Raw genomic sequence first — 19,580 nt, forward strand, 5'->3', positions numbered from 1 at the left:
TCAATAGCTGGTCGCAGGTCGTCGGGGGAACCTGTCGACGTGGTCATCGTCGGCTCGGGGCCCAACGGGCTGACCGCGGCCGCGGTGATGGCCCGAGCGGGATGGTCGGTCCAGGTCCTGGAGGCGTCGGCTGAGATCGGCGGCGGAACCCACACAGCCGAGTTGACGGTGCCGGGCCTGTCCCATGATGTCTGCTCAGCGGTCCATCCCTTCGGGGTGGCGTCGCCGGCTTTTGCCGAGTTGGGTCTGCAGGAGCACGGCCTGGCCTGGCGCTACGCGCCGGTAGATGTGGCTCACCCTCTCGACGGTGGCCGGGCCGGCGTCTTGTTCCGGTCCCTCGATGACACCGCCGACAACATGGCCGTCGACGGCAGGCGCTGGCGGTCGACGTTCGCACCGCTCACCGCCCGCGCCCCCGAACTGGCCGGTGATGTTCTCGGTCCGCTCGCCCGCATTCCCCGCCACCCCGCGACGTTGGCCCGCTTCGGGCTGTCGGCGGTGAGGCCGGCATCCGGGGTGGCTCGGCGATGGCAGACACCAGAAGCTCGAGCCCTCTTCGCCGGTATCGCCGCCCACGTCTACCGACCGTTGACCCAACCGGTGACCGCCTCGGCCGGGATGATGTTCGTGGCCATGGGCCACCGCTACGGCTGGCCGGTGGCCGAGGGGGGATCACGGTCCATCACCGACGCCCTCGCATCGGTGGTGACCGCGGCCGGGGGCATCATCGAGACGGGTAGGGAGGTGCGCTCCTTCGACGACCTACCGCCGCACCGGGTGGCGATCTTCGACGTCGGCCCGCCCGCCTTCGCCCGAATCGCCGGCGAACATCAGCCTCCCCGTATCCGGCGGGCGTATCAGCGGTTCCGCTACGGGCCGGGCGCGTTCAAGGTGGACCTGGCGGTGCAGGGAGGGGTGCCGTGGGTCAACGAACACGTCGGCCGGGCTGGCACCGTTCACCTGGGAGGCACGTTCGAGGAGGTGGCGGCGGCCGAGTCGGCCATCCATCGGGGGCAGATGCCGGTGCGTCCCTTCGTGCTCGTGGCCCAGCAGTACCTGGCTGATCCCGGCCGGTCGGTCGGTGATGTACACCCGGTCTGGGCTTATGCCCATGTCCCGGCCGGTTGGACCGGTGACGCCACCGAGGCGGTGATCGACCAACTGGAGCGGTTCGCTCCGGGTGTGAGGGATCGCATCGTGGGTTTGGCTGTCCGTTCCACCACCGACTTGGCTCGGCACAACCCGAACTACGTGGGCGGTGACGTGGCCGCCGGAGCCAACGACCCGATCCAGCTCGCGTTCCGGCCGCGGGTCACGTTCCACCCCTATGACACCGGGATAGCGGGGATGTTCCTGTGCTCGGCGTCTACCCCGCCGGGGGCGGGCGTGCACGGCATGGCCGGTTTCCACGCCGCCCACCGAGCCCTCGCCCATCTGGGTCGCTGACCGGGAGCCGCCCGTAGAGGGCGACCGGTCAGCGGTTGCGGGGGAGTTGGAGGCCGCGCTCGGCGATGATGCCGCGGAGGACCTCGCTGGTACCGCCGTAGATGGTGGTGACCTGGCAGTGGCGGTAGATGGCCTCTATCCAGCCGTGGGCCAGGTCAGCTCCGGCGCTGGGATCGCCGTGGCGGCGAAGCCCGTCGGCACCCAACGCGTCGATCAGTTCGTTGCCGGCGAACTGGTAGTGCTCGGTGGTGAACAACTTGGCCATCGTGCCTTCCACACCGGGCAGCGTGTGGTTGGCAGCCATCCACGCCGCCCTCCAGCCCAAGAGGTTGGACACCTCGTTGCCGATGGCGATTCGAGCCAGTCGTTCCCGTACCAGGGGGTCGTCGATCATGACGCCACCGTCGGGGGACAGGGCATCTCGGGCCCAGGTGAGGCCGTGGTCGAGGAGGCGGACGAGCTCGCCATACCAGGCGGAGTTCCGCTCGAAGACCAGTGCGGTCATCATGACCTTCCAGCCTCCGTCCACTTCGCCCACGCGGTAGCGGTCGTCGACCTTGACGTCGTCGTAGTAGGTGATGTTGGTCCGCTCGCCGCCCATGGTGTGGACCGGGGTGAAGGAGATGCCGGGGGTGTCCATCGGCACCACGAACATGGTGAGGCCCTTGTGCTTGGCCACCTCGGTGTTGGTGCGGGTGAGCAGGAACACGTAGTGGGCCTCGTGGGCCAGGGTGGTGAACATCTTCTGGCCGTTGATGGTCCACTGGTCGCCGTCGCGGACGGCCTTGGTGGCCACCGACGCCACGTCGGAGCCGGCATCGGGCTCGCTGTAGCCGAGGCAGCACATGGCCCGGCCCGAGAGGATCTCGGGGATGATCGTCTGCTTCTGCCACTCGGTGCCGTCGATGAGCAGGGTGTGGGCTACCAGCGAGGCCACCCCGAGGCCGTCGACCGGAGCACCGGAGAGGTACATCTCTTCGGACAGGGAGTTCATCTCCAGCGGGGAACGGCCCTGGCCCCCGAACTCGGCGGGCCAACCGGCCGAGATCCAGCCCGCTTCGGCCATCTTGGTGTGCAGGCCCCAGTCGTGGATGGTGCCGGTGTGGTGCGCGGTCTCGATCACTTCTTCGGTCACGTGCTCGGCCAGGAAGGCCCGCACCTCGGACCGGAAGGCCTCGACATCGGGGCCGAGACGGAAGTCGAAGCCGCCGCCGTCGTCGCCGGTGGCCTGGGCCGGAGAGTCGACGGAGCCGGTGCCGTGGGTGGGTCGGAACGCCGAGCCCGGGATCGGGCCGGTGGCCTCGTCTCCCCACAGGAGCTCGGCTAGGGCTTGGAGCTCACGTCGGGGGTCGCCCAGCAACAGCCGGGTGGCCTTGGCCCGACGGAAGTGGAGCTGGATGTCGTACTCCTCCATGAACCCGTAGCCGCCGTGGACGTGCAGTGCCCACGCCGCCACCCGTTGGGCCGTGTCGCCGGCGAACCAGAAGGCCATGGTGGGGAACGAGGTGGCGACGGGGTCGCCCACGTCCAGCGCCCACACCGCCTTGTTGGACAGCAGGTCGGCACCGTCGAGGTCGGTGGCCAGGTCGGCGAAGCGGTGCTGAACGGCCTGGAACGAGCCGACGGGGACGTCGAACTGCTTGCGGTCGATGGCGTACTGGATGCCGATGGCCTGGGCATCTCGGGCCAACCCCACCAACCAGCGGGCGGTGAGGGCGCGCCACTCGTCCACCGCTATGGCATGGGCGGCTACCGCTTCGGGGCCTGACGCGATGACGGTGCAGCCCTCGCCGGTGACCGAGACGTCGGCGAGGGGGGCCGAACCCAGGTTGGACGGCGAACCGGGCAGGTCGTTGCGGACGACCAGCACCAGGTCTTCACCGTCGAGGGCCACCACCGCATCGGCCACCGCGGCGCCGGGAACCAGGGTGGCCACTCCGTTTGTGGCCGGGCGCACGGCGAGTGCCACCGGTTCCCCGCCCTGGGCCAGCGTGTCGAGCGCGGAGGCAGCCGCGCCAGAGGTATCGGTGCCGGCGACCCGGGCCAGGAGGCGGGCCGCCACCATCGTCTCCACCACGGGCGCGGGGGCGAGGCGGGCGCCACAAGCGTCGGCCACCACGGCCAGGTCGCGCAGTGTGGCACCGGACCCACCCTGTTCCTCGGCCACGCCCAGCGTTGGAACCCCGATGGCGGTCAGGCCGTCCCAGACCTTGGGGTCCCAGCCCAGCGGTTCGGCCCGGCGGATGGATTCGGCGTCGGCAGCCTTTTCCAAGAAGCCGGCCACGGCCTCGCGCAGGGCGTCTTGTACCTCGGTGTGGGACAGGTGCATGGGCGCGATGTTAGAACGTGTTCTAGTTGGCGCGGCAGTCGAGGATCGGGGTGCACCACCCGCCTGTCGAGTGGGGCCACCGGGTGTCGGTTGATCCGGGCTCAGCCCAGGGCGCCGGCGTCGCGCAACGCTGAGATGTGCTCGTCGTCGTAGCCGAGGACCTGGCGCAGCACCTCTTCGCTGTGCTGGCCGACGGTGGGGGCCTTGGTGGGGGTGGGCATCTCCACGTCGAGGAACTTGATGGGGGACGGGAGCTGGTCGCAGCCCAGCACCTCGGCGGGGATCCAGGGGAAACGGTCCTGGAACTGGGGGTCGTCAGCCAGGGTCTGGGGAGTGTTGACCGACACGATGGGCACGTTCACGTCCAGGCCGAGCTGCACCCATTCCCGAGCGGTACGGGTCAGGAAGATGTCGCGCAGCTGAGCTCGGAGCTCGACGTTGCCGACCGCGTGGTCGGCGAACTTCGCGCCAGGGTGGGCTTCGAACAGCTCGTAGCGGTCCACGGCCCGGCAGAAGTTCTCCCAGAACTCGCGCTCGGACGCCTGGAGGAGCACGTACTGATGGTCGGAGGCTTCATAGAACTGGTAGCGGACCCCGTCGCGCATGCCCGCTGTACCCGGTGCTCGCCGCTCGTAGTTGTCCGAGGCGTTGCCGGTCACTTCGTCCTCGGGACGCTCGTATGCCTTCCAGGTCTCGCTGCGCAGCCAGTCCATGGCCGCGGCCGCGTCGCTCTGGGCGATCTCCAGCCGTGCCCCGTGCCCGGTGGCCCGAGCCTGGATGACGCCGGCCAGAACACCGAGGGCGCCGAACAACGGACCGGCGTGGATGCCGACGGAGGGATGCTCGGGGATGGCGGCGAACCCGTCTTCGGTGATCTCAGGCTTGACCAGTCCGGCCCATACGTCGTACGCCACGCCGTGGCTGGGTAGGTCGGCGTAGGGGCCGGTCATGCCGTACCCCGAGATGGTGCAGAAGACGATCCGGGGGTTGACCTCTCGGAGGCGGTCATAGCCCAGGCCCCGCTTCTCCAGCCCCCCGGGTCGCATGGCCTCGATGACCACGTCGGCGTCTCGCACCAGATCCAGGTAGGTCTCGACGCCCTCGGGGGTGCGGAGGTCGAGCACGAGGGATCGCTTTCCCCGGTTCACGTGGAGGTGCATCAGCGAGACGCCCTCGACGATGGGCCAGGTCATCTGGCGGATGTAGTCGCCCGAGGGGGTCTCGATCTTGATGACCTCGGCGCCCATGTCGGCGAGCGCGGTGGTGATGGCGGCGGGGCCGAGCATGGAGCTCTCGATGATCCGCACCCCCGAGAGGGGCCGGCGGTGCTGGTCGTGGCGGTCATGGCTCGGGTCCTCGGTGTGGTGGAGGGGTCGGGGCTGAGAGTCGGCGCGGCGGCCGCCCCGAAATCCGACGGTCCGTCAGGATGGTAGGCGGGCTGGGCTCCTGGCCCGGCCCGTTCAGCCGATGCTGGGGGCCGGTCCGTTGTTCCCGGCTTTCTGACACACTGTCAGCCATGAGCGAGGGGACCAGCGCCACCGATCCGCAGACCGAGGTCGAAGGAGCGGACACGCCACCGCCCACCACCTACAACTTCGCCGATCTGTGGGAAGCGGTGTGGCCCCGGGCTGCCAGCCGCACCGCCCTGGTGTGTGGACCTCAGCGCCCCACCTACCGGGAGCTGGCCGAGCGGGCCAACCGCCTGGCCCACCACCTCCGCTCCGCGGGGGTGGGTCCCGGCGACAAGGTCGCCCTGTTCCTCAAGAACGATCAGGCCTACCTGGAGGCGATGATCGCCGCCTTCACCCTTCGAGCGGCCACCGTGAACATCAACCACCGCTACACCGGCGAGGAGCTGCGCGCCCTGCTGGAGGATTCGGGCTCGGTGGCCATGGTCGTTCACCGGTCCCTGACGGCGCTGGTGGCCACCGTGGCCGATTCCGTAGCCGACATGAAGGCGATCCTGGTGGTGGACGACCCTGTCCCCACCGATTCGGACCCCGACCCCGTCGACCTGCCCGGGGCGGTGGGCTACGAGGAAGCCCTGGCCGCATCCTCGCCCGACCCGGTGGTCACCGAAGGCCGTTCTGGTGAAGACCTCTACCTGATGTACACCGGCGGAACCACCGGGCGGCCCAAGGGCGTGGTGTGGCGTCAGGACGACGCCTACTTCGCCTGCATCGGCGGCGGCGACCCGATGCGCCTGCTCGGGCCGGTCGGCGACCCTTCCGAGGTCATCGATCGCATGGTCGCCGGGTTCGTGTACCTGCCGCTGGCCCCGTTGATGCACGCCGCCGCCCAATGGACCACCTGGTCGTGGCTGCTGGCGGGCGGGACCACGGTGCTCATGCCGGGGAGTCTCGATCCTGAGGCGGTGTGGGATGCAGTGGCGGACGAGGGGGTCAATTCGCTGACCGTCATCGGTGACGCCGTGGGTCGACCCTTGGTCAAGGCCTGGGAGGAGCACCCCGACCGTTGGGACGTGACCAACCTCTTTGCCATCTCCAACGGTGGAGGGCCGATCTCCGCCGCCCTCAAGGCCAGGTTCGCCGAGCTGTTCCCAGGGCGAGCCATCGTGGACGGATTCGGTTCCTCCGAGAGCGGCGTGCAGGGGTCCCAGCGCCTCCAGGCCGGCGAGGTCGGGGCCGGTCTGACCCGCTTCGCTCCCGCTCCCGGCACCAAGGTGTTCGACCTCGACCTGCACGAGGTGGAGCCCGGTTCGGGACGAGAGGGCCGGGTTGCCAACAGCGGGCGCCTCCCCGTCGGCTACCTGAACGACCCGGTCAAGACGGCCGAGACGTTCGTGGAGATCGATGGGGTCCGGTACTGCTTCACCGGAGACATGGCCACCGTGGAGGCCGACGGCACCATCCAACTCCTCGGTCGCGGATCGCAGTGCATCAACACCGGGGGTGAGAAGGTCTTTCCTGAAGAGGTGGAAGCCCAGATCGTCGACCATCCCAAGGTCACCGACGTCTTGGTGGTCGGCGTGGCCGACGAACGGTGGGGCAGCGTGGTCACCGCGGTGGTCTCCCCGGCCAACCCGGAACAACCCCCGACGCTCGATGAACTGCGGGACCACCTGCGGGCCACGTTGGCCGGTTACAAACTGCCCAAGCACCTGGTGCTGGTGGACGAGGTGCTGCGCTCACCGGCGGGCAAGGCCGACTACCGCTGGGCCCGTGAGACGGCGGAGGACCAGGTCGGTTCCTGACCGGTCTGGCGCAGTCGGGGCCGTCCGGGAACCGACCGGAGCCGGCCGACGTCACAACCGACATGAGCGACACCTTGAACCCTCCGAGTCGTCCCCGCCGTGGCCTGCTGGGGGTGGCGGCGGCTTCTGCCGCGGCGGCCCTGGTTGCCGGCGTCATCGTGCTGGGAGGTGAGACCCCGGTCGAGGCATCGGGCCTGGCCGCGTTCAGCTCGTGTTCCGAGCTGAGCGCTTGGGGTCAAGAACAGTTGGATCAAAGCGCCCGAGAGGTTTTCAACGAGATCGGCGCCCCGTCGAGTCCACCATCGCCGCGGCCCCAGCCGCCGATGCCGCCATGGAGAGCGAGGCGGTGGCCGGTGCCGGAGCGGCCGCGGGACGCGCCGAGGAGTCACTGGCTCAGGCCCCCGAGGGGGACGGCACCAACGTCGTCGTTGAAGGCATCGACGAACCCGATCTGGTGGAACGCCTCGGCGGCGACCGGGCTCTGGTGGTGGGCGGGCAGACCTTGGCGGTAGCCGACCTCGGTGACGCCGCTCTGGTGGCCCGGGCCACCGTAGCCTGGGGTGCCCAGGTGACCTACGACGCCGACGCCGGCGTGGCCTGGGCGGTCGGCACCTCCGATGAAGGAACGGTTCAGGTCCAGCGCTTCGTGGTGGCCACCGACTCGCTCACCGAGGATGGCACGTGGAGCGCGCACGGCATGTTGGTGTCGGCCCGTCGCCAGGGCGGGGAGCTGCTGGTGGTCGCCACCGACGGCTTCGACGGCCCGGTGGTGTATGAGGAACCAGGCGTCGGGGTAGGTCGAGGCGACGATGCTGAAGCCATCGCCCCCGACGCCATCGCCCCCGAAGCCACGACCGGCTCGGGCGACGACTTGGGCTCCCTGCCCTTCGCCGGAGAAGCCGTGCCCTGCGACCAGGTGCTGCATCCCACCGGCCCGGCCCAGGCGTCGGCCACGTTGCTGGCGGTGCTGCCGGTAACCGGTCCGCTCCAACCGGTGCGGGCCACCGAGGTGGTCGGCTCGGGCAGCCTGGTTCACGTCACCGCCGATGCTGCCTTCTTGGCCACCCCCACCTGGGACCCCCAGACCGGAGCGCAGAGCACCGGGCTTCACCGCTTCGACTTGGCCAGCCTCACCCACACCGGATCAGGCCAGGTTCAGGGCTCCCTGCTCAACGACTTCTCCATGTCTGAGCACGATGGCTTCTTGCGGGTGGCGGTGTCGATGGCAGGGGGATTCGTGGGGATGCCCATGCCCGTCGAGGGTGACGGCGGAATAGGCAGCGCCATCCCCGATGGTGCCGTCGTCGAACAAGACCTGCCCGAGCCCCGACCCACAGAGGTGCCCGCCCCCGCCGACGAGGGTGTTGGCTCGGGGGACATCGCCACGGTGGGCGCAACCATCGTCGCCGAGGAGCTTCCAACCGAAACGGTCCCCGAGCCGTCCTCGCCCGATACCACCACCCCGGACCCGGCGATCCCAGAACCCACCGTTCCCGAACCCACCGATCCGGGAACCAGCGTGCCCGAGACCTCGGTTCCGACCACGGTGGTCGAGACCATCCCCGAGATCCCGCTGCCCGAACCGGTCCCCGAGCCGACGCCCGGTGAGGCGCTCAACGAGATAGTGGTCCTCGACACCGACGGTGCTCTGGACGTCGTGGGCCGAACCCCCAGATTCGGACTTCCCGGTGAGTCCCTCTACGGCATCCGCTTCGACGGGACCACCGCCTACGCCGTGACGTTCCTCCAGACCGACCCGTTCTACGTGATCGACCTGTCCACCCCGACCGATCCCAAGGTGGTGGGCGAGCTGAAGCTCCCCGGCTTCAGCGCCTACCTCCATCCGGTGTCGGCCACCGAGGTGGTCGGCTTCGGGCCCGATGAGTCGGGCCGGGCGTCGGCCAAGTTGTTCAACGTCTCCGACCCCGCCTCGCCGGTGCTGATCGATTCGATCGTGCTGGGTGACGACTCCCCGGTGGTCTATGACCACCACGCCTTCGTGGACCTTGGCGGGGGCCGTTTCGCCGTCCCCGCCACTTCCTGGGGTAGCCCCATGGCCGGAGTCGGCGAGGTCTGCGGGGTCGCCGGCTGTGACGACTCGTCCTACGGCCGGCCCTACGCCACCCCCAGCGAGGTGGTGGTGCTGGCCATGTCCGGTGGTCGGCTGATGGTGGATGACCGGGTCCCGGTCCAAGCTGTCGAACCGATCTCCCGAGTGATCCCCGCTGCCGACGGCTGGGGCGTGCTGGCCGGAACCCAACTGGTGGTGGTGGACGGCGACGGCAACTCAAGGGCCACCCTGTCGCTCGATTGACCTCGGCGAAGCCGCTCGGAGACCGGGCGTCCGATCGACGGTCTTGGAACCGGAGTCGGGCTACGGTCCTGCCCCACTAGCCGAGACTGATGGGAGACACTCATGACCACGACCCGATCGTGCAGCCGGATTCGTACCTTGCTTGGCACTGGCTTCGCCGCCGCGCTGGTGGTTGCGCCACTGGCTGGGTGTTCGTCCGATGACGGAGATGACGCGGCCGAGACCACCACAACGATCGAGGCCGAAGAATCGACCACCACCGAAGCTCCGGCCGAGGACGAAGACACCACCACCTCTGAAGCTGCGGAGGAGACAACCACGACCGAGGTGGCCTCGACCGAGATCGGCACCACCGAGTTGTTGGACTGGCTCAACGAGAACCACCCTGAGATCGGCGCGATGTTCGACTGGAACACCGGTGACGGCGTCATCGGCGTCAACTACATGGGTGTCCAGACCGTGGGGCTCTACGCGGTGACGATCGACGTTGACACCGCCATCAAGGCCTGTGAAGCCGCGTCCGAGTATGTCCACGGCGTCGATCCCGAGGCCGACATCGAGGTGTTCACCGGTGGGTACAGCGCGGCTACCAAGGTCGCGGCCCGGGTTGGCGACGCCGGCACCTGCGCCGCGGTCTGATCGCCATCGACCGCCGGTCAGCCCGGTACCTCGTTCAGCTGAGCGGGGTACCGGGGGTGAAACGGACGGGCATCGCCTCGTAGCCGCTCACGAAGTTGGCGGCCCGGTACCCGGGCTCCTCGGCTGACACCAACTCCATGTCGGGCATGCGGGCCAGCAGTTGCTCGAACATCACCTTCAACTCCAGTCGGGCCAGGCTGTTGCCCAGGCAGAAGTGGGTACCGAACCCGAAGGCGACGTGCTCGTTGGGGGTGCGGGTGATGTCGAAGCGGAACGGGTCCTCGAACACGGTCTCGTCGCGGTTGGCCGACGGATACAGCAGCAGCACCTTCTGACCCTCCTGCACCGTCTCGCCACCGATCTCGACGTCTCGGGTGGCGACCCGAGCCATGTTCTTGATGGGGGTGACCCAGCGCAGCATTTCTTCGATGGCCGGGGTCAACAGGGACGGGTCGGCCACCAGCCGGCCCCACTGGTCCCGATCGTTGAGGATCTGCCACCCACCTCCGGAGATGACATGGCGGGTGGTCTCGTCTCCGCCGATGAGGATCAGGAGCGACTCGAAGATCACCTCGTTGTGATCGAGGTGGTGGCCGTCGACGTCGGCGTGACACAGGACGCTCATCAGGTCATCTCGGGGGCTGGCGGTGCGGTCCTCGATCACCCGTCCGGCGTATTCGGTCCAACCGGCGAACGCTTCGGCGGCCGACTCCATCTGTTCGGGGTCCCCGGTGAGGGCACAGAGCAGGGCATCGCTCCACTCCAGGAGCTGGTCCCGGTCCTGGGGAGCCACACCCAGATCGTTACCGATCATTATCAAGGGGAGGGGAGCGGCGATATCCCACACGAAATCGCATTCGCCCTTCTCTATGACGCGGTCGATGATCTCGTCACAGACAGCCCGGATCTCTTGTTCACGTTCGCGGACCCGCTTCGGGGTGAACCCCTTGTTGACCAGCTTGCGGCGCTGGAGGTGGTCGGGGTCGTCCATGTCGATCATCATCGGTGAGGGCCCGTTGTCGGGACGGATGCCCTGGGCGTTGGACCAGGTGACCGAATCCTTGGACACGGCCTTGAGGTCGGCGTAGCGACTTATTCCCCAGACCTGACCGTCCCAGTAGACGGGGGCGTTGGCCCGCATCCAGGTGAGGTCGTCGTGGGGGTTGGTGCCCCACCAGGCTCCGCTCACGAAGTCGATGGATTCCCGGGTCGGATGGTTGGGCACGAACATCTCCTGGATCTGACGGCGCGTCACATTGTGGACCATCGGCGCCGGCGGCGGAGCCTTCGCGGGGTCGCGCGGTGAGTCTCGATCGGTCAGATGGCTCAAGTGGGGCCGGTCGGTGGTCGTAATCTGACGGTATGTCACAAACGACCGTTGAGCCCGAGGCCGTTGGGGGGCCGCCCATTCCGTTGGGTCGGAGGGTTGAGCTGCCCGGACGGGGAACGACGTTCGTGCGCGAGGTGGACGGCCCACCCGGGGCACCGACCGTCCTGTTGCTCCACGGTCTGATCGCCTCGGCCGGGCTCAACTGGTTCCAGGCCTTCGATCCCCTCGGTGAGCACTTTCGTGTTCTGGCACCCGACCTGAGGGGTCACGGCCGCGGCATCAGGACGTGGTCGCGTTTCCGCTTGGCCGACTGTGCCGATGACGTAGCGGCCCTCCTCGATCAGCTCGACGTGGGGCCCGTGATCGTGGTCGGTTACTCCATGGGCGGCCCGGTGGCGCAGCTCCTGTGGCACCGCCACCCCGACAAGGTCGCCGGCTTGGTGTTCTGCGCCACCAGCAACCACTTCGTTCCTGGGGTACGTGAACGGCTGGCCTTCGTCACCGCCGTCTCGGTGTTTGCCGGTTCCACCCGGGTGGGCCAGCTCGCCACCCAGCTTCCATTGCGGCCGTGGCAGTCGAACGTGCCGCCCGCGGTTCGGGCCCGGCCCCACAGCTTCACCCGTTGGGCTGCGGCCGAGATGCAGCGCCACGATCCCCGGATGGTGGCCGAGGCGCTGGCCGCCATCGGCACCTACGACTCCCGCAAGTGGCTCCGAGGCGTCGATGTCCCCACCACATTGCTCGTCACCGCCCATGACCGCGCCGTGCCCCCCCACGAGCAACTCCGGCTGCTCCTGTCGGTTCCCGATGCCCGGGTGGTGCAGGTCGAAGAGGGTCACACCTGGTGTGCCAAACCCAGCTTCGGGTCCGGCATCCGAGACGCCTGCCTGGAGATGGCCGGTCGCTGACCGGCGGGCGTCACGCCTCGTCGAGGTGACGCTCCACCCATTCGGCCAACGCCAGCGCGCTGGCCGCTACCGCGGTGGGCCAGTCGTGGGCTGAACCGTCGGCATTGTCTGACACGTGTTTGACCAGCCGGACCGGCACTCCGAACTGCGCACAGCTCAGGGCCACGGCGTAGCCCTCCATGTCCACCAGATGCGCCCGCTCAGCCAAACGGGCCCTCACGTCGGGGTCGGTCACGAACAGGTCGCCTGAGGCCAGGACCGTGTCGTCGCCGTCGACGGTGAGCTCCTCGCGGGGGTCGTATCCCAGGGCCCGGATGGCGTCGCCGTTGATGTCGTGGTTGAACACCACGCCCGGTAGGTGCAAGCCCACAATCTCATCTCGCAGGGCGCCCGCCGTTCCCACGTTGAGAACGGTCAGGCCCTCCAAGCCTTCGGGTTCGGCGGCCATGCGGGTGAGGGCCTGGGTGGTGGCCACCGCAGCGGCGGTCTTGCCCAGTCCGGTGATCACCCGAGGAATCGAACGCGGGACGTGGATGATCTCGATCTCGGTGGCGGCAACGATCAGGGGGAGGCGGGGGCTGGTCACGGCGGTGATGGTACGACGTCGATCCGCCGAACGGCAGCGCCTTCCGGCGGAGTGGATCGAGGGTTAGCTCGGATCGGGGTCCGACCAGGGGCTCTGCTAGAACGTGTTCTCGTTTTCGGCGAGCTTGAGGAGCAGCAGTGCACATCGCCTTCACGCCCGAGCAAGAGCAGCTCAAGGCCGAGCTGCGGGCCTACTTCGCCCAGCTCATGACCCCCGAGGTCACCGCCGCGGCCTTCTCGGGAGACACCGGCGACCCGGCCTGCCTCGAGGCGGTCCGTCAGATGGGGCGGGACCGTTGGCTCGGCGTGGGGTGGCCCGAGAGCTACGGCGGTCGTGGCTTCGGCCCTGTCGAGCAGTTCATCTTCATGAACGAGTCGTGGCGGGCCGGGGCCCCCACCCCGTTCCTGTCGATCAACACCGTCGGCCAGACCATCATGCAGTTCGGCAACCAGGAGCAGAAGGACTTCTTCCTGCCGAGGATCCTGGCCGGCGACCTGCACTTCTCCATCGGCTACACCGAGCCCGAATCCGGTACCGACCTGGCCTCGCTCACCACCAAGGCGGTGAAGGACGGCGACGAGTGGGTCATCAACGGGCAGAAGATCTTCACCTCGTTGGCCAACTACGCCGACTACATCTGGCTGGCCGCCCGCACCGATCCCGATGCCCCCAAGCACCGCGGCATCACCATCTTCGCCATCCCTGCCACCGACCCTGGCTACACCTACTCCAAGATCCACACCATGGTGAACGCCTCCACGTTCAACACCTTCTACGACAACGTGCGGGTTCCGGACTCGGCCATCATCGGAGAGCTCCACGGCGGCTGGAACCTGATCGTCAACCAGCTCAACTACGAGCGGGTCGGGCTGGCCCCTCCGGGCATGATCGAGAAGAACTACGAGGACGTACTCGACTGGGCCCGCGCCACCACCACCGCGGACGGGTCCCGGGTGATCGACCAGGAATGGGTACAGGTCGGTCTGGCCAGGGTCCGAGCCGGCATCGAGTACCTGACCCTCCTCAACTGGAAGGTGGCCGCCGTCGAGGCGGCCGGACAATCGGTCAACCCCGCCGATGCCAGCTCCATCAAGGTGTTCGGCACCGAGTTCTTCTTGGACGCCTACCAGATCCTCATGGAGATCGTGGGGCAGTCATCAGCCCTCACCGTCGACTCACCGGCCGCGGCCCTGGCCGCCCGGCTCGACCGCGGCTTCCAAGGCAGCACCATCCTCACCTTCGGCGGTGGGGTAAACGAGATCCAACGCGACCTGATCGCCATGTTCGGCCTGGGCATGCCCCGCACGCCCCGGATGTAAGGAATCCACAGATGGACTTCACCCTCACCGAAGAGCAGACCGCGGTCCGCGACCTCGCCGCCCAGATCCTGTCGGAGCGTTCCACCCCCGAGCGCGTGCGCGAGGTCGAGGCCGACCCGTCGGGCGAATGGTTCGATCGGGCGCTGTGGTCCGAGTTGGCCAAGGCTGACCTGCTCGGCCTGTGCCTGCCCGAAGCCCAAGGTGGCGGCGGGTACGGGCTGTTCGAGCTCGCTCTGATCCTCGAGCAGGTGGGCCGCAACGTCGCCCCGGTACCGCTGTACGCCACCATCGCCTTGGGGGCATTGCCTCTGGCCAACTTCGGCACCGATGAGCAGAAGTCGGCCTGGCTGCCAGGAGTGGCTGCTGGCGATGTTGTGCTAACCGCCGCTCTGTCCGAAGGTGGCGATGGCCTGCCCCAGCCGTCCCGACCACGGAAGCCTCCCCCGCTGGGACGGCTGGCCATCACCGGGACCAAGATGCTGGTACCGGCGGCTCACCTGGCCCAGCGGGTCCTGGTGTCGGCTCGCACCGGTGACGGCACATCCACCGTGTTCCTGGTCGATCCCGGCGCCGCCGGGGTCTCGGCCGAGCGCAACACCTCCTCGAACCTGGAACCTCTCACCACCTTGACCTTCGACGGCGTGGCCGTCGGAGCCGACGACGTGGTGGGCGAGGTGGACGGCGGTGCCGCCGTCACCGAATGGATCACCGACCGGGCCATCGCCGCGCTGTGCGCCACTCAGGCCGGGGTCTGCGAGGCGGCCCTGCGCATCACCGCCACCTACACCAGCGAGCGCCGCCAGTTCGGCTCTCCCATCGCCACGTTCCAGGCTGTGGCGCACCGGGCGGCCGATGCCTACATCGACACCGAGGCCGTCCGCCTCACCGCTCACCAGGCGGCGTGGAGGCTCGACGCCGGCATGCCCGCATCAGAGGAGCTGGCCATCGCCAAGTTCTGGGCCTCCGACGCCGCTCACCGGGTCACCCACGCCGCCCAGCACCTCCATGGCGGCATCGGTGTCGACGTCGATTACCCGGTGCACCGCACCTTCCGTTGGGCCCGTCACATCGACCTCTCCCTCGGCGGCCCCACCGCCCACCTCCGCCGCCTGGGTCGCCTCCTCGCCACGGCGTGACCGGGCCGCGCCGCGCCTTCTTGGAGGAGCTCGACATTCAGAATTGACGCATGTCACATGTGATCTGACGTAGCGTCAGAGCCGTCGGTACCCTTGCGCTAGGTTTCACGGGTTCGACGGAACAGGGGATCGAGAATGAGAACTCGCACGATTGCGGTCGGCTGCGCGCTGGCTCTCTTGGCGTCCGGCTGTGGTAGTCGCCTCAGCGACGATCAGTTGGCCGCCGGGGCTGGTACCGGTGGAGGTGGCCCGTCGGCCACCACCGCACCCGCCACCCCCGGAGGTCCCGAGGGCCCGATGTTCGGGACCATGGAGGCCCCCTGCGGAGCGGCGCCGGAGGGCTTCACGCCCACGGCCAGCGACACCGGCATCACCGAGACCTCCATCAAGATCGGTGTGGTGTCCGATCGAGCCGGAGCGGTCAAGACGCCCACGGCCAGCATCGAGGAGACGATGCAGGCCTTCGTGAAGTACTGCAACGACCTAGGCGGCATCAACGGCCGGACCCTTGAGCTGGTGACCTACGACTCCCAGCTCACCAACACGCTGGCCGCAGTTCAGGCCGCGTGCAACGACGGCCTGTTTGCCATCGTCGGGTCGGGCTCGGTGTTCGATGACCTCGGCGCCGAACCATCGGTTTCCTGTGGTCTGCCCGACGTCGCCGCCTATTCGGCCAACCCGAAGAAGTCACTGGCCCCCAACGTGTGGACCCCGGTCCCCAACCCGCCCGAGACCAACGCCGTCGGTCCGGCTCGTTATCTGGCCGGCAAGTTCCCCGACGCGATCAAGAAGTCGGCCATGGTGTCCTCCAGCCAGGTGCCGACCGCGTGGAGCCAGGCCCAACGCATCATCGAGTCCTGGGGGGAGATCGGCTACAAGTTCGTGGTCACCCACGACACGGGCATCTTCCAAGAGTCCTACGCGGCCGAAGCCCGGGAGATGAAGTCCGCAGGCGTTGGAATGGTCAGCATGGTCTCTGAGACCGGCGAAGGGGCCAAGCTGCTGAGGGACATGGCGGCCCAGGGCTTCGAGCCTGACGCCGTGTTGTTCGGTGCCCAGTACTACGACCCGGTGCTGCTCACCGAGCCGGGCGCCGAAGGTGTCTACGTCGAGCTGAACACCGTGCCCTTCGAGGAGGCCGACCAGGTCCCGGCCATGGGCCAGTACCTCGAGATCTACAACGCCACCGGCACCAAGACCGCCCCCACCGCGCTGGGCGTGCAGGCGTTCTCCGCCGCCCTCATGTTCGCCGAGGCGGCCAGCAACGCTGGGTCGGACCTCACCCGTGAGACCCTGGTGGCCGAGATCAAGAAGCTGAAGGACTGGGACGCTGGCGGACTCCACTTCCCGACCAACCCCGGCTCCCGGGCACGTGAGGGCTGCTTCGTTCTGGTCCAGATCAAAGATGGTGCCTTCACCCGGGCCTACCCCGAGGAGCCCGGCACCTTCTCTTGTGATCCCAAGAACATCGTGTCCCTCACCAGTCCCGAGCTGAACGGCTCCACCGTCAAGTGGTGATGGGCTCCCAGCGGCAACGGTCGAGTCGAGTTCTCCGTGGATAGCCTCCTGACCATCGTGGTCTTTGGTCTGACCGCGGCCGCCATCTACGCGGTGGCGGCCAGCGGTCTGGTCCTCACCTTCACCACGTCTGGCATCTTCAACTTCGCCCACGGCGCCATCGCCATGTTCTGTGCCTACGTGTACTGGCAGCTCTCCTCGCCCGATGCGTGGGGTCTGCCGGTTCCGGTAGCGCTGGTGCTGACCTTGGTGGTATTCGCACCGTTGATGGGACTGTTCATAGACCGGGTCTTGATGCGCGGGCTCACCGAAGCGCCGCCCACCATCCGTCTGGTGGTCCCCATCGGCCTCCTGGTGGCCCTCATCCAACTGGCGTCCATCATCTGGCCGCCCAACGAGGTGATCGCCAACCTGCCCGAGTTCTTCCGAGGTAAGTCGATCGACGTGGCCGGTATCGCCGTCACCTACCACCAGATCATCACCATGGCCGTGGCCGTTGCGGTGGCTGGGACCTTGCGGGTCGTGCTGTACAACACCCGTATCGGAGTGGCCATGCGAGGGGTGGTCGACGATCGTGAGCTCGCTGCCCTCAATGGTTCCAACCCTCAGACCGTGTCCACCATCGCCTGGGCGTTGGGCTGTGTTCTGGCCGGCGTGGCCGGTGTGTTGGTGGCCCCGATCTTGCGTCTCGACCAGATCCAGCTCACCTTCCTGGTCATCAACGCCTATGCCGCCGCCATGGTCGGACGGCTCAAGAGCCTTCCGCTCACCGCTCTCGGTGCCTTGATACTGGGCTTGTCCCGTGAGACCGTGCGCATGTACGACGCCAACCTGCCGGACTGGATCAACGTCGACAGCGTGCCGGTGATCATGTTGTTCATCGTGTTGCTGGTGGTGCCCCAGCAGAAGGCCGAGCTGTTCGGCGGACGGGCCGACAAGACCAGGATGCCCAAGCCGACCATCACCGAAGCCCTCCTGGCCTCGGTGGGTCTGGTGCTGGTGGCGATCCTCATCCCGATGGTGATGGAGGGCAACGTCTTCAACGCCATCGGTTCGGGTTTCGCCATCGCCTTGATCGCCTTGTCCTTGGTGCCGCTGACCGGCATCGCCGGGCAGATATCGCTGGCCCCGTTTGCCTTCGCTGGTATCGGGGCCATGACGATGCACCTCGTTTCACCGGGGGGCAGCCCGCTCGGCCTGTTGGCGGTGGTCGTCGTGTGTGCGGTGGTTGGTGCCGTGGTCGCCCTTCCCACCCTGAAGCTCCGTGGGCTGTACCTGGCCCTAGCCACCATGGCCTTCGCCCTCTTCTGTGAGAAGGCCATATATCCCAACGTCGAGTCGTTCCACGCCAGCCCGAATTTCCCGCGCTTCGCGGTCGGCGGCCTGTCGCTGGCCGGAGATGGTGCGTACCTCACCTTCATGGCGGTGGTGTTCTCGGCTTGCGGCGTGGGGGTCACCCACCTGCGGCGGGGGCCGTTCGGTCGTCGGCTCCAAGCCATGAAGGACAGCCCGGCCGGCAGCGCCACCATCGGCCTGGACGTGGCGCGCCTCAAGGTCCAAGCCTTCGCCCTGTCGGCGGTCATCGCCGGCATCGGTGGCGTGCTGCTGGCTCAATGGCGCACCCAGGCCGGGCCTTCACAGTACGCCCTCCTCGAAGGCGCGGTTCCGGCCCTGCCCACCGTGTTGATGGCGGTGGTTGGTGGCATCGCCGCGGTGTCGGGAGCATTCCTGGGCGGAATGCTCATCGTGATGTTCCCGATCATCGGGGAGACCTATCCGTTCCTCAAGAACCTGATGATCATCGCTCCTGGTCTGGCTGGCATCTCGTTGGTGGCCAACCCCGATGGGGCGGTGTCGCAGGTGGTCCAGCGGGTAACGGGAGAGTTGGAGCGTCGACGCCAGAAGCGCCTCGGAACCCTGGACATCGACGACCGCCAGGCGGTTGGTCCCGGTGCCCTGAGCGCCAGGCTCCGGGCGTTGATAGTTCCGCCCCGCAGCGCCGTTCTGCCCGAGGAGATTCCCATCGGACGGGGGGCCACGGCCGAGCAGCTGGCCGGGTTGGATGGGGAGCTGGGATTGAACTGGGGGAGGTGTGATGCCGATCCTCGAAGCGCGTGAGATATCGGTCCGCTTCGGTGGACACCTAGCCGTCGACCGGGTCGACCTGGACGTGGAAGCCGGGCAGATCACCGGCCTGATCGGCCCCAACGGTGCGGGCAAGACCACCACCTTCAACGTCCTCACCGGGCTTCAGGCCGCGACCACCGGCCGGGTGCTCCTTGGAGGCGAGGAGATCACCGCCGTCCCTGCCCACAAGCGGGCCCGACTGGGTATGGCCAGGACATTCCAGCGACTGGAGCTGTTCGGGTCGCTCGACGTCCATGACAACGTCCTCACCGCGGCCGAATTGGTGGCCGATCCCGATCACGACCCGGTGGCTGTCACCCATGAGCTCCTGGCCCGGGTGGGTCTGGAGGGCCTCGCCGACCAGCGGGCCGACTCCCTCTCCACCGGCAACGCCAGACTGCTGGAGTTGGCCCGGGCCTTGGCCGGGCGACCCAAGGTGATCCTGCTGGACGAACCGGCATCGGGTCTCGACGAACGGGAGACCGATCGCTTTGCCGACATCCTGTTGGAGCTGGCCGAAGAGGGCATGGCTGTGCTCATCGTGGAGCACGACGTTCCCCTGGTGATGCGGCTGTGCCACGCCATCACGGTGCTGAACTTCGGTGTGGTGCTGGCCAGCGGCACTCCCGCCGAGATCCAGGCCAACGAACAGGTGGCCGACGCCTACCTGGGGCAGGGCACCGATGTGGGAGCCATAGCGTGAACCTCCGCCCG

The 19,580-nt window shown here is 68.1% G+C and carries 14 protein-coding genes; 10 read left to right on the forward strand and 4 right to left on the reverse strand.

Annotation, left to right across the window (positions count from 1 at the left end):
• Positions 1 to 45 precede the first annotated feature (45 nt).
• The gene (locus IPG97_01930; GenBank protein MBK6855341.1) at positions 46 to 1,446 is read left to right on the forward strand and encodes an NAD(P)/FAD-dependent oxidoreductase; all 1,401 of its coding nucleotides are present in this window, start codon (positions 46 to 48) and stop codon (positions 1,444 to 1,446) included.
• A 28-nt stretch (positions 1,447 to 1,474) separates the two neighbouring features.
• Here the strand turns inward: IPG97_01930 and IPG97_01935 are convergent, their stop codons facing one another.
• Entirely contained in the window at positions 1,475 to 3,775 is a 2,301-nt protein-coding gene (locus IPG97_01935) for an acyl-CoA dehydrogenase (protein ID MBK6855342.1), read from the reverse strand.
• Between the two features lie 101 nt (positions 3,776 to 3,876).
• On the reverse strand, positions 3,877 to 5,061 hold the full coding sequence (locus IPG97_01940) for a CoA transferase (GenBank protein MBK6855343.1): 1,185 nt from the start codon (positions 5,059 to 5,061) through the stop codon (positions 3,877 to 3,879).
• 230 nt (positions 5,062 to 5,291) lie between these two features.
• On the opposite strand from IPG97_01940, the gene IPG97_01945 reads away from it, so the two are divergent.
• The 3 genes from IPG97_01945 to IPG97_01955 all read left to right on the forward strand — a co-directional run bounded on the left by IPG97_01945 (position 5,292) and on the right by IPG97_01955 (position 9,942).
• On the forward strand, positions 5,292 to 6,989 hold the full coding sequence (locus tag IPG97_01945) for an acyl-CoA synthetase (GenBank protein ID MBK6855344.1): 1,698 nt from the start codon (positions 5,292 to 5,294) through the stop codon (positions 6,987 to 6,989).
• Positions 6,990 to 7,320: 331 nt separating this feature from the next.
• Positions 7,321 to 9,303 carry a beta-propeller domain-containing protein gene (locus IPG97_01950; protein ID MBK6855345.1) on the forward strand — a complete coding sequence of 661 codons (1,983 nt, stop codon included), beginning with the start codon at positions 7,321 to 7,323 and terminating at the stop codon, positions 9,301 to 9,303.
• Between the two features lie 102 nt (positions 9,304 to 9,405).
• Positions 9,406 to 9,942 (forward strand): hypothetical protein, encoded by a 537-nt coding sequence (locus IPG97_01955; protein ID MBK6855346.1) that lies wholly within the window; start codon positions 9,406 to 9,408, stop codon positions 9,940 to 9,942.
• 34 nt (positions 9,943 to 9,976) lie between these two features.
• On the opposite strand, the gene IPG97_01960 is transcribed toward IPG97_01955, so the two are convergent.
• Positions 9,977 to 11,173: a cytochrome P450 gene (locus IPG97_01960; GenBank protein ID MBK6855347.1), complete on the reverse strand. Its 1,197-nt coding sequence runs from the start codon at positions 11,171 to 11,173 to the stop codon at positions 9,977 to 9,979.
• Positions 11,174 to 11,304: 131 nt separating this feature from the next.
• Here IPG97_01960 and IPG97_01965 point away from each other — a divergent pair, with 131 nt between their 5' ends.
• Positions 11,305 to 12,180, forward strand: coding sequence for an alpha/beta hydrolase (locus IPG97_01965; protein ID MBK6855348.1), 876 nt, complete (start codon positions 11,305 to 11,307; stop codon positions 12,178 to 12,180).
• Positions 12,181 to 12,190: 10 nt separating this feature from the next.
• On the opposite strand, the gene IPG97_01970 is transcribed toward IPG97_01965, so the two are convergent.
• Positions 12,191 to 12,745: a nucleosidase gene (locus tag IPG97_01970; protein MBK6855349.1), complete on the reverse strand. Its 555-nt coding sequence runs from the start codon at positions 12,743 to 12,745 to the stop codon at positions 12,191 to 12,193.
• Positions 12,746 to 12,903: 158 nt separating this feature from the next.
• On the opposite strand from IPG97_01970, the gene IPG97_01975 reads away from it, so the two are divergent.
• The 5 genes from IPG97_01975 (at position 12,904) to IPG97_01995 (ending at position 19,569) form a co-directional block, all read left to right on the forward strand.
• Positions 12,904 to 14,085, forward strand: coding sequence for an acyl-CoA dehydrogenase family protein (locus IPG97_01975; GenBank protein ID MBK6855350.1), 1,182 nt, complete (start codon positions 12,904 to 12,906; stop codon positions 14,083 to 14,085).
• 11 nt (positions 14,086 to 14,096) lie between these two features.
• Complete coding sequence (locus tag IPG97_01980) at positions 14,097 to 15,221, forward strand: acyl-CoA/acyl-ACP dehydrogenase (protein ID MBK6855351.1); 1,125 nt, start codon at positions 14,097 to 14,099, stop codon at positions 15,219 to 15,221.
• Between the two features lie 135 nt (positions 15,222 to 15,356).
• Entirely contained in the window at positions 15,357 to 16,739 is a 1,383-nt protein-coding gene (locus IPG97_01985; GenBank protein ID MBK6855352.1) for an ABC transporter substrate-binding protein, read from the forward strand.
• Positions 16,740 to 16,775: 36 nt separating this feature from the next.
• Complete coding sequence (locus IPG97_01990) at positions 16,776 to 18,857, forward strand: ABC transporter permease (protein ID MBK6855353.1); 2,082 nt, start codon at positions 16,776 to 16,778, stop codon at positions 18,855 to 18,857.
• A complete protein-coding gene (locus tag IPG97_01995) occupies positions 18,835 to 19,569 on the forward strand; it encodes an ABC transporter ATP-binding protein (protein MBK6855354.1) in 735 nt (244 codons plus the stop codon). Before IPG97_01990 ends, IPG97_01995 begins: the two co-directional genes overlap by 23 nt.
• Positions 19,570 to 19,580 lie beyond the last annotated feature (11 nt).

The sequence above is a fragment of the Microthrixaceae bacterium genome (assembly GCA_016702505.1).
Taxonomy (GTDB): Bacteria; Actinomycetota; Acidimicrobiia; order Acidimicrobiales; family Iamiaceae; genus Aquihabitans.

Excerpts from the sequence above, each read along its gene's own strand:
- IPG97_01960 (MBK6855347.1), bottom strand. The coding sequence starts at position 11,173 with ATGTTCGTGCCCAACCATCCGACCCGGGAATCCATCGACTTCGTGAGC.
- IPG97_01965 (MBK6855348.1), top strand. The coding sequence starts at position 11,305 with ATGTCACAAACGACCGTTGAGCCCGAGGCCGTTGGGGGGCCGCCCATT.
- IPG97_01980 (MBK6855351.1), top strand. The coding sequence starts at position 14,097 with ATGGACTTCACCCTCACCGAAGAGCAGACCGCGGTCCGCGACCTCGCC.
- IPG97_01940 (MBK6855343.1), bottom strand. The coding sequence starts at position 5,061 with ATGCTCGGCCCCGCCGCCATCACCACCGCGCTCGCCGACATGGGCGCC.
- IPG97_01950 (MBK6855345.1), top strand. The coding sequence starts at position 7,321 with ATGGAGAGCGAGGCGGTGGCCGGTGCCGGAGCGGCCGCGGGACGCGCC.
- IPG97_01995 (MBK6855354.1), top strand. The coding sequence starts at position 18,835 with ATGCCGATCCTCGAAGCGCGTGAGATATCGGTCCGCTTCGGTGGACAC.
- IPG97_01955 (MBK6855346.1), top strand. The coding sequence starts at position 9,406 with ATGACCACGACCCGATCGTGCAGCCGGATTCGTACCTTGCTTGGCACT.
- IPG97_01985 (MBK6855352.1), top strand. The coding sequence starts at position 15,357 with ATGAGAACTCGCACGATTGCGGTCGGCTGCGCGCTGGCTCTCTTGGCG.
- IPG97_01945 (MBK6855344.1), top strand. The coding sequence starts at position 5,292 with ATGAGCGAGGGGACCAGCGCCACCGATCCGCAGACCGAGGTCGAAGGA.
- IPG97_01935 (MBK6855342.1), bottom strand. The coding sequence starts at position 3,775 with ATGCACCTGTCCCACACCGAGGTACAAGACGCCCTGCGCGAGGCCGTG.